Annotated in this window: 9 protein-coding genes; 3 read left to right on the plus strand and 6 right to left on the minus strand. The window is 40.8% G+C overall.

Translation table 11 applies throughout. The features are described 5' to 3' along the window. Positions 1–232: 232 nt before the first annotated feature. From pbpC to L8106_RS16690, 3 genes are all read left to right on the plus strand, one after another. Entirely contained in the window at positions 233–2563 is a 2331-nt protein-coding gene (pbpC, locus tag L8106_RS16680; RefSeq protein WP_009785544.1) for a penicillin-binding protein 1C, read from the plus strand. An 89-nt stretch (positions 2564–2652) separates the two neighbouring features. Beyond that, positions 2653–3045, plus strand: a complete 393-nt coding sequence (locus L8106_RS16685; protein WP_156803725.1) for a DUF4189 domain-containing protein — start codon at positions 2653–2655, stop codon at positions 3043–3045. A 99-nt stretch (positions 3046–3144) separates the two neighbouring features. Then, a complete protein-coding gene (locus L8106_RS16690) occupies positions 3145–3954 on the plus strand; it encodes an endonuclease I family protein (protein WP_009785546.1) in 810 nt (269 codons plus the stop codon). Positions 3955–4034: 80 nt separating this feature from the next. On the opposite strand, the gene L8106_RS32310 is transcribed toward L8106_RS16690, so the two are convergent. From L8106_RS32310 to L8106_RS16720, 6 genes are all read right to left on the minus strand, one after another. Continuing rightward, positions 4035–4187 (minus strand): hypothetical protein, encoded by a 153-nt coding sequence (locus L8106_RS32310; protein WP_156803726.1) that lies wholly within the window; start codon positions 4185–4187, stop codon positions 4035–4037. Between the two features lie 549 nt (positions 4188–4736). Beyond that, positions 4737–8624 (minus strand): GAF domain-containing protein, encoded by a 3888-nt coding sequence (locus tag L8106_RS16695; RefSeq protein WP_009785548.1) that lies wholly within the window; start codon positions 8622–8624, stop codon positions 4737–4739. 1197 nt (positions 8625–9821) lie between these two features. After that, positions 9822–10166, minus strand: coding sequence for a ribulose bisphosphate carboxylase small subunit (locus L8106_RS16700; RefSeq protein ID WP_009785549.1), 345 nt, complete (start codon positions 10164–10166; stop codon positions 9822–9824). Positions 10167–10218: 52 nt separating this feature from the next. After that, positions 10219–10620: a chaperonin family protein RbcX gene (locus tag L8106_RS16705; protein WP_009785550.1), complete on the minus strand. Its 402-nt coding sequence runs from the start codon at positions 10618–10620 to the stop codon at positions 10219–10221. 92 nt (positions 10621–10712) lie between these two features. Then, a complete protein-coding gene (locus L8106_RS16710) occupies positions 10713–12143 on the minus strand; it encodes a form I ribulose bisphosphate carboxylase large subunit (RefSeq protein ID WP_009785551.1) in 1431 nt (476 codons plus the stop codon). A gap of 683 nt (positions 12144–12826) precedes the next feature. Beyond that, positions 12827–13693 carry a class I SAM-dependent methyltransferase gene (locus L8106_RS16720; RefSeq protein WP_198012961.1) on the minus strand — a complete coding sequence of 289 codons (867 nt, stop codon included), beginning with the start codon at positions 13691–13693 and terminating at the stop codon, positions 12827–12829. Positions 13694–13844 lie beyond the last annotated feature (151 nt).

The following is a 13844-nucleotide window of genomic DNA, read 5'->3' on the forward strand; positions in this document are numbered from 1 at the left end:
CAATCATTTGTAAACTACATTAAAATCCTACCCGTTTACAGCCCCCATTATTGGGGGTTTGGGGGCTAAACAATTTTCAAATGATTAAAGAATTGCTATATTAGATTGATTAATTTTTTACAAATCAAGTTATATCACGACATCAGATCATTTTCCGGAATAACTAGCGATCGCATTGTCAAAATAGAATAGAGAGAGGCGGAGAATATTTAATTTAGAATATTTAATTTTGATGAAACAAACTCGTTGGTTTTGCGATACAAAAATCAAAGTGATTTTAGCTGTTATTCTGACAGGGGTAACAGTGCGATCAATTCCCTATCTCGCCCCCATTCACGCCCAAGATATTACTCAAGATAGCCTTGCTGTTGAGTTTAGCGATCGCTATGGACAACCCCTCGGAACATTACTCAGCCGAGATCAAAATCATACCGCAGTTGTGCCTTTAGCGCAAGTTTCACCCCTTTTTATTCAAGCCATTATTGCCGCAGAAGATAAACGATATTATCAACAAGGTGCCGTCGATAGTATAGCCATCGTTAGAGCGATTTTAGAAGCCATCCAAGCCCGAGAAATTGTCAGTGGTGCCTCGACAATTACTATGCAACTCGCCCGAATGTTGGAACCTGCACCCACAACATTAATCAATAAAAGTCGAGAAATTTGGTTAGCTTGGCGGTTATTTGCAGGAATGAATAAAGATGAAATTCTCCAAGCCTATATCAACCGTTTACCCATGGGTGGAAATCTGTATGGTGTTGAGGCAGCTTCTCGGGCTTATTTTAACATTCCCGCCACAGATTTAAGCCTATCTCAAGCCAGTTTACTCGCCGCTTTACCCAACGATCCAACTGACTTAAATCCCTACTACAATTGGCAAGCTTTAAAACAACGACAACGCTATGTTTTAGATCGGATGGTTGCCGAGGGTTATATTACTCTAAACCATGCCAATCATGCCTATCAAGAAAATGTAGAATTACAACCCCCTCAACTCGGTGCGATCGCCGCCCCGCACTTTTTATTTTGGGTATCTGAACAGATGTCTAATTCTGCTCAAAATTCTCACCCAAAACCCCATATTCAAACCACATTAGATTTAAACTTACAACAATTTGTAGAAGCCCAAGTTCGGCAAGTTGTGATGGCATTGTCCGATCAAAATGTTAATCATGCTGCCGCAATTGTGATTGAAAATAAAACCGGAGAAGTCTTAGCTTATGTGGGTTCTCCCAACTATTTTAACACCCTTAAACTGGGAAGTAACGACGGTGTTCAAGCCCTACGTCAACCGGGTTCAACCTTAAAACCTTTTCTCTATGAACTGGCTTTAGAACAAGACATGATTCAGCCTAATACGATTCTCGCCGATGTTCCCACTTATTACGCGATTCCTGGTGCAAAACTCTACACCCCAACCGATTATAGCGAAACCTTTTTAGGCCCGGTGAGAGTGCGTTTAGCGTTGGCAAATTCCTTAAATATTCCAGCGGTTAGAGTCTTAGAAAAAGTTACCGTTCCTGTGTTTTTATCTCATTTACAAACATTAGGATTTGCATCTTTAAACCATCCACCCGAACACTATGGCTTAGGATTAAGTTTAGGCAGTGGAGAAGTCAAATTATGGGAACTCGCCCAAGCTTATGTAACCTTAGCAAATCAGGGACAGGTTAAACCTCTCGTAACAATATTAACTACAATTCCCCCTCAAACTTGTCTAGAAAACAATCAAAATTGTCAAGAGAAAACACCACAAATTCATACCCCGGAAACTTGGCAAATTATCACCGATATGTTGAGTGATTCTCATGCGAGGGCGGCTGCATTTGGAGTCGAATCTGTCTTAAATTTACCCTTTCCCGTGGCGGTGAAAACCGGAACATCTTCCGATCATCGTGATACTTGGACAGTTGGATTTACCCCTGATTATACGGTTGCAACTTGGGTAGGAAACTTTGACGGAAAACCAATGCAAAATGTCTCAGGAGTGATGGGTGCCGCCCCGTTGTGGAGTCGAATTATGATGCAGTTACATTCCCAAGAAGAACCGCTTAATTTTTCTGTTCCTGCTGAGTTTGTCAAGTTACCAATTTGTGCAACAACCGGAAAAAAACCAACATCAGATTGTCAGTCAGGAATTGTCTTAGAATATTTTCATCAAGACGATATTCCAGCGTATCAAAATTCAGCCGAAAACTTGAAGTTAACCTCTGAATATAACGAATGGTTAGCCCAACAAAATCGATGGGATTTAATCCCAAATCAACTGAGAATTTTATCCCCTTTATCAGATGATTATTTTTTGGTTGATTCTGATCAATCTGATCAACTCGAATTTAAAATTACCACAAATACTCAACAGCCTGTAGAATGGTGGTTAAATGATCAGAAATTAGCAACAAAAGCGGCTAATTCTCTATTTTGGCAAATGCAACCGGGAAAATGGACGTTAACAGTTAAACAAGGCGATCGCACAGAAAGCATTCAGTTTCAAGTGCAAGTGGCTGAACCGAAACCCTATCATCGAGGATTTTCTATCGTTGAGTCTGACAGTAGGAAATAATATTTCAGCCCAACTCAAACCTCAGTATTAATTAATCTTACCCTTTCTTAATTGAGCTAAATGTTGCATAATAATATTATTCAGAAAAGATGCGACCAGACTCAATCGAGATGAAACGTTTAGGAATAGTGATTGGATTGTTTGTGGCAACTGAAATATTAGTCAGTCCTATTGCTTCTGCACAACCATCAGACAGCTATGGGGCGATCGCAATTACTCCAGATGGGCAAGTTTGGGGTTATGCTTATGATTATCCTTCGCGAGAACAAGCCGAACAAAGGGCTTTAGAAGAATGTGGAGAGTCAAATTGTCAAGTACAAGTATGGTTTAAAAATGCTTGTGGTGCCGTGGCGAAAAACGAAGAAGGAAAATTGGGTTGGGCTTGGGCAGATACACGCAAACAAGCCGAAGCCTCAGCTGTTGCTGCTTGTGGAACCGGAACTTGTCGGATCGAAACCTGGGCTTGTACAACTCGTTATTGAGTCAAAATTAAGTCAAAAAATTCTAGATCATTGCGAATTTTTGACGGATTGGATACCACAACCGGAGTAAAGTAATCAAGAAGTTAGTTAAAGTTTATAATGAACTGGATCAACAAAATAATCATCGGATTAGGTTTAAGTTGTTTATTACTCCTGAGTGGTATTTCTCCAAGTTTTGCAGAGAACTTAGACAATCATCAACTTCATGTAATTTCACCCAACTTAGAAGGGACTGAACTCCTGAAAGTTGTCGCCCAAGACTATACTCCCGAACAAACATTAGGTTATCGACGAGGACGAGATATATTATATAGCAAAGTTGACAATCACGACGGGATATTAAAAGGAATTTATACAGATTATTCTATCAAACTCGATCCCAATTCTTCTGAACCCCGACAAACCGCCTATCAACAAGATATTAACGCCGAACATATTTATCCTCAAAGTAAAGGGGCGAATGGTTCAGCCAAAAGTGATTTACACAGCCTTTATCCCTCTCGTGTTTATGTCAATAGCAGACGAGGAAATAACCCCTTTGCCGAAATAAATGATACTCAGACAGAAGGTTGGTTTCGACTCGCTCAACAACAAGAAGCCATACCCACAACATTAATTGACGAGTATAGCGAAGCCACAAAAAGCGCCTTTGAACCCCGAGAAAGTAAGGAAGGAGACGTTGCCCGAGCGATGTTTTATTTCTATACAATTTATCGGTATAAAGCGGATGCTGCCGACGCTAGATTCTTTCCCGCCCAACAAGAAACATTGTGTCAGTGGAATCTAGAAGATCCCGTTGATGACGAAGAAATAACTCGTTCTCATGTAGTTGCAGAATATCAAGGCAATGAAAATCCTTTTGTGATTGATTCAACCTTAGCGGCTAGAACCTATTGTTCTTCGTTATAACAATTAATTTTTTGTTTGTCAAAAAAATACGAAGGTTCCCGAAACTAAACTCGGGAATCTTTTTTGATCAGATTCAAACTTTAGCTTTTTCGGATAAAGAAAATAGCAGTACCAATCACAATAAATGCAACTCCCCATCCTACAGGAGCGCCCGGTAAAACATACTTAAGTAAAAGAGTCACAATCCCTGAAGTAATGAGTGACCATCCGATGGTTGTTCTATATTTCAACATTAACAAAAACCCTTAAATGAAGAAACAGGATGTTAATCCCAATCTCCTAATACAATTTATTCAGCATGGAGCAACTACACCATACTTTACATTTTTAAGATTAATGGATCATACCCCATAAAAACCTCTATCTCCAGACTTAGATACCCATTCATCCCAGGGTGAGATTCTGTACGGAGAAATCGGATCAATATAGCAATAAGAAATCATTTGTAAACGACTTTGCCTCCAAATCCCCTCCTCGCGCGCCCCCCTTCCCCCCAACGTTGGGCAGGGCTGTTTCATTCTAAGTTAAAAATTGCCGGGGTTGATGGGGTGAAAGGGTGATGGGGTGATGGGGAGAGGAGTTTTTTCCGAGGAAAAATAGCTTTTTATTAATAAAAATCCTCCCTACCTCCCTACCTCCCTACCTCCCCACCTCCCCACAAATCAAGTTTTCGGGCTAGAACGAAACGGCCCTGCAACGTTGGGGGGTGATCTCGATTACTTTTTTACAAATCAGGTAACATTGCTATATCCGGGTACAGAATCTAACTGAATTGATTTTTGTTACTCGTCTTGAGTCACCTTAAACTGCGTCACTCCCTGCTGCAATTCTTGAGCAACCTGCATCAGTTGAGAAAAAGCTTGACGTACCTCTAGAGACTGTTGAGAACTAGCATGGGCGATGGCTGCGACTTGTTGCATGGTTTCAGACAGATGACTTGAAGTTTGGGCTTGATGGTGAGCCGAAGTTGCAATTTGATTGACAAACTCATGGGTTTGATTACTCGCTTGTACAATTTCAGTTAGCGTTTGACGAGTTTTTTTCACCAACTCTGTTTCTTGAAGAACTCGTTTTAAACCCACTTTCATCGCCTGTATAACCTCGTGAGTTTCTGCTTGAATTTCCCCAATCATCTGTTCAATTTCTGCTGTTGCATTCCCTGACTGTTCGGCTAAAGTTCGCACTTCTGTCGCCACCATCGCAAACCCTCCTTCCTGATGACTAATTCGACTGGCTTCTACAGAAGCATTTAACGCCAACACATGAGTCTGATTGGCAAACTCATTAATCAATTTGACAATGCGTGAAATTTTTTGAGAAGATTCTCCCAAATGCTTCACTTTTATAGCAGTCCCTCGGATGGTTTTTTCTACTGTCAAAATCCCGTTAACAGTGCGGTTCATCGCCCGATCTCCTGCCTGTAAAATCTCCGCTACAGTTTGCACTTGAGTTTGGGCGGCTTGGGCGGAAGTTGAAACCGCTTCGATAGAATGAGTCAGCGTTTGAATTTGGGCTAAAGCCTCGACAATTGCTTCTGTTTGTTGGGAAATTTCACCGGATAAATTTTCCACTTCTTGTTCACGTTCAGCAGCCGTTTTAGTCACAACGTTTGCACTTTGATGAACTTGAGCAACTAACTGTTGTAAACTCTCAATTGTGGCATTAAAAAAGTCGGCAACGGTTCCCATTACCCCTTCACTCACCTGCGCTCGCACAGTTAAATCCCCTTGAAAAGAATCTTCAATTTGCCCTAAAAAGGTTTCGATTTGATGTTCGAGTTGTTGTTTTTGTTGCTGTTGCTCGTTCATCATTTTTTCAGCCAGGCTGCGACTTTCCTGAACTTGTTGCAACAGTTGAGCTTGTTCGAGCGCATAACCCACTTGTAAACCGACTTGTTTAAACAGTTCGATTTCAGCGTTTTGCCATTGATGAGACTGACGACAGTGAGTTTCGATCACGTAAAAGGTTTGATTCACAAAAACAGGAATCATTAAAGCGGCTTGAACCTGCCATTGATAAAGTTGTTGTTTATGATCATTTGTCAGTGGGGCTTCGGTGAGATCAGAAAGTGCAACTTCATCACCTTCAGAGAGTATTTTCAACACGTTTTTATCAGGATACTTGACTGTAAATCCAGAACCCCTAATACTCAAATTACCTGATCGTACAGCTTCGGCAATAATTTGAGTCTTTGGAGAACTTCTAACTTCCAACTCCTCAACTTCTGGCTGATACAAAATAATCCGATCTGCTTGCATGAGTTCAAGCAACTCCTCAACCGCAGTTTGACAAATTTGTTGCGGATCGAGAGTTTGGCGAATGTGGAAGCAAATCTGATTGAGTTGAGTCGCTTGTTGAGTTGCTTGTTGTTGTTGTTGGAGAAAGTTTTGGTTGAGGACGTGTCCAACAGAAACCGCTAATTGTCGCACAAAATTGATTTCATGGCTTTGCCATTGACGAGACTCACTACAACTGTGAATGATCAATAACCCATGTAATTTTTGTTTGGCGATAATCGGTGCGACTAATTTGGCTTTGACATACAAGCTTTTGAGTTGACGCAGATGAAAAGCCTGCAATGAAGATTTGTCGATATCTGCGATCGCCATCACTTGACCTTTAATATAGGGTTGAATCTCGTGAGTTGAACTCGGATCGTAGAGTTGATTACCCAACGCACTCGGCAATTTCGGATCTACCGATTCAGCAACAATTTTACCTGCCCATTCCGTCTCAAACTGATAAATACTCACACGATCTACATTGAGTACAGTTCGAGTTTCTCCGACTACCGTTTTAAAAATATCAGCCGGATCGAGGGACTCTTGCAGTATGGCATTAATTTGATTGAGGCGATGTTCTTGTCGGGCGACGGTTTGTTGGTGTTGGAGTAAGGTGAATTGATTGAGTGCTAAACTGACTTGATCGGTTAATTGTTTGAGAAAGTCTAACTCTGTCTCTTTCCAAATTCGCTTTGGGGTGGCGTGATTGATTACTAACAAACCATGGAGTTGCGTGGAAGTGATTAGGGGTGCAATCAGATGAGTTTTTGCTTTGGACAAAAGCAGCAATTTCTCGTAGGGCTGGAAGTTGGAGAGTTCGGTGTTGAGTTCACAGGTGAGAAAATTGTCAATTCGGTAAACTCGTTTACGCCCCAGAATGGTAAGATCTTCGTCTGTCAAAGCCGCATTTTCAATTTTTAATCCTAAGAGATTCGGTAGGTTATTGACAACGGATTCGGCGACCACTCTCCCTGAACCGTTTTCACAATATTTGTAGATGAAGACTTGATCGGTTTTGAACAACTGACGCACTTGTTCGACAATCAGATCAAAGACTGATTCTGTTGTTTCGCTGTTGCGAAGTTGGTAGGTGATGTTGTTTAAGATTTTTGCTTTTTCCGCGTTGGCTTGCTGTTGGGCGAGGGCTGAAGCTTGATCGAGGGCATAGCCTAAGTGCATTGCTACACTCCGAATCAGATCAATATCGAGTTCTGTCCAAGCTCTTGGCCCAGAACATTGATGCGCTACTAATAAGCCTTTGAGTTGATTCTCTACCAAAATCGGGGCGACGAGATTGGCTTTCACCGCAAAGGGTTCGAGTTGACTGAGATGACATTCGGTTAAACCGGCTTCATAGACATTATCGGTGGCTTTGACTCGTCCTCGTTGATATGGTTGCACGTAGCGTTTGGCAAAACAAGGATCATCAATTTCGGCACCAATTGCCGCAGGCCATTGACTATCAACGGATTCGGCAATGATTTTTCCATCCCATTCTGGCCCGAATTCGTACACTAAAACGCGATCGCAGTTTAAAGCATCTCGGGTTTCTTCAACAGCGGTCATTAAAATCTCATTGACACAAGTAAATTGACGCAGGTGATCGTTAATCTGATTTAAGCGTCGGGTTTGTTGAATAATGGCTTGTTGGTGTTGTTGTAGTTGGAGTTCATCGAGGGCGTAACTGAATTGTAGGGAAATTGCCCGGAAAAATTCGATTTCTGAAGGTTGCCAAAATCGAGGTTGATTACATTGATGAGCGATTAAGAAGCCGTAAAGCTGTTTTTCCCCTCTTGTTTTTTCTTCGTTGAAGTTGCGAGTATAAATCGGAACGAGGAGGCTCGCTTGGACTTGTAAGGTGGTGAGTTGACGAACTATCTGTTGATCGAGTCCCGCGTCTTTAATATTGGCGATCGCTTGCACTTTTCCGCGACGAGACTGTTCAGCATAGCGGCCTAATCTGGGGTCAACAATTTCTGCGTTTAGTAAAGATAACCACTGGCTTTCAACCGATTCTGTGACTACTTTTCCCCGATTAGTTTGATTGGAAAAACTGGACGTTAATTGACAGACCAAAACTCGATCTGTTTTTAAGGCTGAACGAATCTCCCGAACTAATGTTTGAAGTAATTCATCGCTGCTGATAGACTCTCGCAATTGAGCAGTAATGCGATCTAGAAGTTGGGCGCGTTGACTTGCTGCACCTTCTTTTTCAACTAATTCTTGAAGTTGATTGACTCGATACTCCATGTGAGAACGTAAAACAGCTAATTCCTTTGCTAGGGCTGTGCTTTTCGCTTGATCTCCTAAAGCTGCTTCGGATTCAGATGAGTTCATCTCGGTCTCAACGACAAAAGATTGTACGGGAATAATAGCAGAATCGTTCATTGAGTTTGAGTGTTAATTGATGAAGGACAGATTTGAAGAATAACTACAGTCAGGAGATTTTTAGCTCTATATATAGCACTACGCAAATTGGTTAGGACATTTCTAAATTCTGAAACCCTCTCAGGCGTGTGCATTCCTTGGCGGCTTACAAAGCCGCAGGGTCACACCGCTTTCATAGTCTGCTGTTCCCTGTTCCCTAAGATTGCAAACTAAGTCTCGCCGGAAACCGCGCCGGGCCGCAAGGCAAGCGCTGTTCCCTGTTCCCGATTCAAGTAGCGCTATATAGTTTGAGCTAATTTGTAGATGCTTCAAATGACTGATCAATTTTTATTCATTTCATTGGATCAAAAATTTATTGTTTTACTTTTTAATCCAAGATTATCAGGACAAGTTTCTCTGTTAACTTGAGTATAACTTGAGTTCTGATCAAGTGAGAATGAATTGATGAGTTGTCGTGACTGATGTAACTTATTTCATCTTTTGACTGAGATGAAGTTAACTGATGCACTCACTAGAAATCTGTTCACAAAGATGATGTAGGAACTTAAAGTTCTAGTTTTCTGATGGGGGTTCATCTATCTTATCTCTTTTAATAATATTGTAGCGAATTTTTTTTAATTTTGCTAAAGATTTTATCCAATCTTTGAATTTGAATTTTAACAGTATAAGACAATATTTTATTGTATTTGCTTCAGTTGAATATTGTTTTAGGACTAAAAAATAAACCACTAACACACCTCAAATGATTTAAAAAGGTAAGTATTTCGTAAATTTCTGCACATTGAAGAATCTCCAGTTATACACTGGATAATGATGAATATTCAAAAGATGACAACTAACAGTATTTATCTTTGATAAGATTATGCCAATCTTGATCAGATCACCCTTGTTTTTCTGACAAAATTAACAGGAAAGTCTGGTTTATGCTTGTCCCTGAAAAGATTAAATTTACTTTCACTGTCTATCTTTAGTTGTAAAAATACACCCTAGAATTGAATAGTCTTGACAGATTGACTACCCCAATTGTGAAAAACCTGTTCCTTAAACTAAGATACCTAGTCTTCGGGTCTAATGTCAAGGGACTCATATAAAATTTATTTGATGTTATAATGTGTCCTTAAATTGCAGCCAGCACAAAAAAGGTAGAGATCACTCCCTACCTGTCAAAATTAATCCGTTAAACTAGGCGATCAGGAATTAGTACCGATAACCGGATGAGTTATCAGCTCTGTGAATAATGAAGCTTAAAACTTGGCACTGCTTCACATTGTCAAAACCAGCAACCCGAATGAAACACTTCGGATATTCTTGACGACAGGCTTGAATTTCCATCATCACATCACGGACAGTGGTTGCGTTGAACAGAGGCAATTTCCACAGTGTCCAATAGTGAACTTCGGGTTCTGCGGTTTCGTTGAACTCAACAGCCGGAATAAAACCCTGAGACAGCATATATTGAATCTGCTTGTCAATCTGAGCATCAGTCAACGGAGGCAGATAAGACAGAGTTTCGTAGCGACGCTCTTTGGGTAAAGTTTGCATTGCGATTTCCTAAAACGTTAAAAAAGGTATACAACAGTCCAGCGCTCAGGCTCTATTCGTCCTGAGTCGGTTCGGAATCTATCTGAAATTCGGGATGAGGATTGGTGTCAGACAAGGAAACCTGTGTCATCCGTTCAAGGTACTGACGGCGATGTTCCATATTGCCTTGCTGAATCGATTCACGCACCATCTCCGGTAAATAATCCCCCACCTCTTGAGCGAGATGTTCTCGCACCGTCATAATTCTGAAAGCCATTTCCTGGTTTTCCTGAAGCATCTCTTTGAGATACGCTTCTCCGTCTTGAATTTTTCCGGTGGACGAAAATCCGCTCAACCAAATTGCTAGACCGGGGTTTGTCTCTTTTAATTGAGATGAAACCACCTGTACAGCTTGGTAGGTTAGGTAGCTTGAGAGTACCTTGGCCGTGTCTTTTGCAACTTTTTTGATATCCATGTCTGACACCAACCTCCAAGAGTTCTGAGTTTTGAATTCTAAGTTTATCTACTGATTGCTTAAAATTCATTATCATCACTCTGGAAGTGGATTTAGACTGTATCCATTGCTTCAAACTCGAACTTGATTTCTTTCCACAGTTCGCAAGCAACAGCCAGTTCAGGACTCCACTTGGTCGCTTCGCGGATGACGTCGCCGCCTTCACGGAACAGGTTACGGCCTTCGTTACGCGCTTGGATACAAGCTTCAAGAGCAACCCGGTTTGCAGTTGCACCCGGAGCATTACCCCAGGGGTGTCCAAGAGTACCACCACCGAACTGTAAGCAGGAGTCGTCGCCGAAGATTTCAACCAACGCAGGCATATGCCATACGTGGATACCACCGGAAGCTACAGGCATTACACCCGGCATAGAAGCCCAATCTTGGGTGAAGAAAATACCGCGTTCGCGATCTTGTTCGATGTGATCTTCACGCATCAGGTCAACAAAACCCATGGTGATGCCTTTTTCGCCTTCGAGTTTACCCACAACGGTACCGGAGTGAAGGTGATCTCCACCAGACATCCGTAAGCATTTGGCGAGGACGCGGAAGTGAATTCCGTGGTTGCGTTGACGGTCAATTACCGCGTGCATTGCCCGGTGAATGTGGAGTAACAGACCGTTACGACGACACCATTTTGCTAAAGTCGTATTCGCGGTGAAGCCCCCTGTCAGGTAGTCGTGCATGATGATCGGGGTGCCAATTTCTTTGGCAAATTCTGCCCGTTCCAGCATTTCTTCGCAGGTGGGAGCGGTAACGTTGAGGTAGTGACCTTTAACTTCTCCGGTTTCTGCTTGAGCTTTTTCGATAGCTTCTTGAACGAACAGGAAGCGATCGCGCCAGCGCATGAAGGGCTGAGAGTTAATGTTTTCGTCGTCTTTGGTGAAGTCTAAGCCACCCCGCAGACATTCATATACAGCACGTCCGTAGTTCTTTGCCGATAAACCGAGTTTGGGTTTAATGGTACAACCGAGGAGCGGACGACCGTATTTGTTGAGTTTGTCGCGTTCTACGGTAATTCCGTGAGGAGGACCTTGGAAGGTCTTCATGTAAGCGATAGGAATGCGTAGATCTTCTAAACGCAGCGATCGCAGTGCTTTAAATCCAAATACGTTACCTACGATGGAGGTCAACATATTGGTAACAGAGCCTTCCTCAAACAGATCGAGAGGATAAGCAACAAAACAGAAGTATTGATTATCTTCTCCGGGAACGGATTCGATATCATAACAACGGCCTTTGTAGCGGTCGAGGTCAGTTAATAAGTCCGTCCATACTGTTGTCCAGGTTCCTGTGGAGGATTCAGCGGCAATTGCTGCTCCTGCTTCTTCGGGAGGAACTCCAGGCTGAGGGCTGAAACGAAATGCAGCCAGGATATCTGTATCTTTCGGCGTATAGTCGGGCGTGTAATAAGTCAGTTTATAGTCTTTTACACCAGCTTGATAGCCAGCTTTTGACTGAGTTCGAGTTTGCGAGTAAGCCATAACTCCTTGATATCTCCCTTGTCGGAATCGCTTATATTTTGGTCTTTATGCCAAGATACTTAAGATAGTATCAAGAATCTGTCCTCATTTACCTTGAATATTTTTAAGATTTACATAATATTTCTTTATATTTCTTTAAATGCCCCTACATTTTGAGGGGACAAACCGATTTTTTGTTTTCTATATCACCAAACCGCACCCATAAATGTTAACTTTTTTAAAGATTATGACGTTTTTCAGAGGAGTAATTAACTTCAGACAAAAAGCAACAGTTATAAGCTGCTCGTCGTTTGAATTAAATATGGTTCTCAATCAGAGCGAAATCATGGTAGTGGAACCATCTTGGTCGCTGGTCATAACCAATGTCTGTTTCTTGAATCTGCTACCGTCAGAAACGAACTCCCCAATTTTTGTATAGAGATACGCTATGGCGCGTCTTTACGAACCGCCTATCAGTCATCTTTTTGTACTAAACTATGTGGGTACTGCTATCACTTCGAGATCGCGAGACGCTTGCACCTGTGTACAGGAAGATATTGAGTCGCACTTAATCGACTTTGAAGATGAGTCTGGTAAAATTGAGGTAACTTTTCAAAAGGATGGTCTTGTTAACAATCGAGACCGTTTTTTCTTACACCACAAATGACTCTAATTACCAACTAACAACACTTTTAGCGGGCTTGTCACCCCATCAGGCTAGCTTTTTTAATGATCAGTAAATCAACGACCTGATCAAATTTGTATTGATTATTTTCTCGATCAAAATATTCTTGCAATATGGGTTGAAAAAAATTTAAGACATCTAATGTATTATCTAAAACACATTTTTTTAAATATATTTCTAGTATATCTTTACTTTCACAATTTATCCTGTGGGAAAAATGCAATCTAATATTTTCATAATTTATTCCTAATGTATCTAAAATTTGTTGGTGTTCTTCAGATGTTAGAAAATATCTAGTATTTTTTCGTTCTGGATAATGGCTAAGATAAAAACTATATAAGTTTTTATAAGAAGATTTTTCAGCAAGTTGATAAATTAAAAACTTACCATTATAACCTAATAAGTCTAAACAATAAAGATAGACATCTGCCATTCTATTTTGATCGACAGTGTAAAGAGAATGAATCGCCCATATAATATCGTAGCTATTAGTTTTATAAACGAATTGTTGCAGATTTTCTGTAGCAGATAAGTAAGTTTTATTTGTACTAAAATGCTGAAAACTATCGAATTGTTTTTGTGCTACCTGTAGACAGTATTCAGAAATATCGAGTAAATCTGCTAATAAATGAATATTACCATCAAGTTTCTTGTCTAACAAACTAGAAAATTTAGCAGTGCCACACCCTAAATCTAGAAGCTTGAGTTGATTTTTAGCAAATCCTTTAAATAGATTATTAAATGAATATTCTTTAATTAATTTTTCGTAATCTATTTGAGTGACCTGAAACCATGAATTTAGATATAGATTTTCTGCTTGATAGTAAGATTTTGAAGCATTAGAATCATCAGTTATTGAGTTAATATTAGTTTGATTATCTACCAACCCCATGTACCAGATCCTCCTTTAAATGGCTCGACAATATCAGCAGTAATCCATCTCCCATAAAAATCTCCAGCTTGAGATGTTAGTAACTTATCTACTAACTCTTTCCATACTTTAGAGTAATTAAATCAGGTTTTTGTACACGATTATG

It is taken from the genome of Lyngbya sp. PCC 8106 (assembly GCF_000169095.1).
Lineage (GTDB): Bacteria > Cyanobacteriota > Cyanobacteriia > Cyanobacteriales > Microcoleaceae > Capilliphycus.

Bases quoted from the DNA above. Each gene is read 5' to 3' on its own strand.
- pbpC (WP_009785544.1), top strand. From the start codon at position 233: ATGAAACAAACTCGTTGGTTTTGCGATACAAAAATCAAAGTGATTTTA.
- L8106_RS16685 (WP_156803725.1), top strand. From the start codon at position 2,653: ATGCGACCAGACTCAATCGAGATGAAACGTTTAGGAATAGTGATTGGA.
- L8106_RS16690 (WP_009785546.1), top strand. From the start codon at position 3,145: ATGAACTGGATCAACAAAATAATCATCGGATTAGGTTTAAGTTGTTTA.
- L8106_RS32310 (WP_156803726.1), bottom strand. From the start codon at position 4,187: ATGTTGAAATATAGAACAACCATCGGATGGTCACTCATTACTTCAGGG.
- L8106_RS16695 (WP_009785548.1), bottom strand. From the start codon at position 8,624: ATGAACGATTCTGCTATTATTCCCGTACAATCTTTTGTCGTTGAGACC.
- L8106_RS16700 (WP_009785549.1), bottom strand. From the start codon at position 10,166: ATGCAAACTTTACCCAAAGAGCGTCGCTACGAAACTCTGTCTTATCTG.
- L8106_RS16705 (WP_009785550.1), bottom strand. From the start codon at position 10,620: ATGGATATCAAAAAAGTTGCAAAAGACACGGCCAAGGTACTCTCAAGC.
- L8106_RS16710 (WP_009785551.1), bottom strand. From the start codon at position 12,143: ATGGCTTACTCGCAAACTCGAACTCAGTCAAAAGCTGGCTATCAAGCT.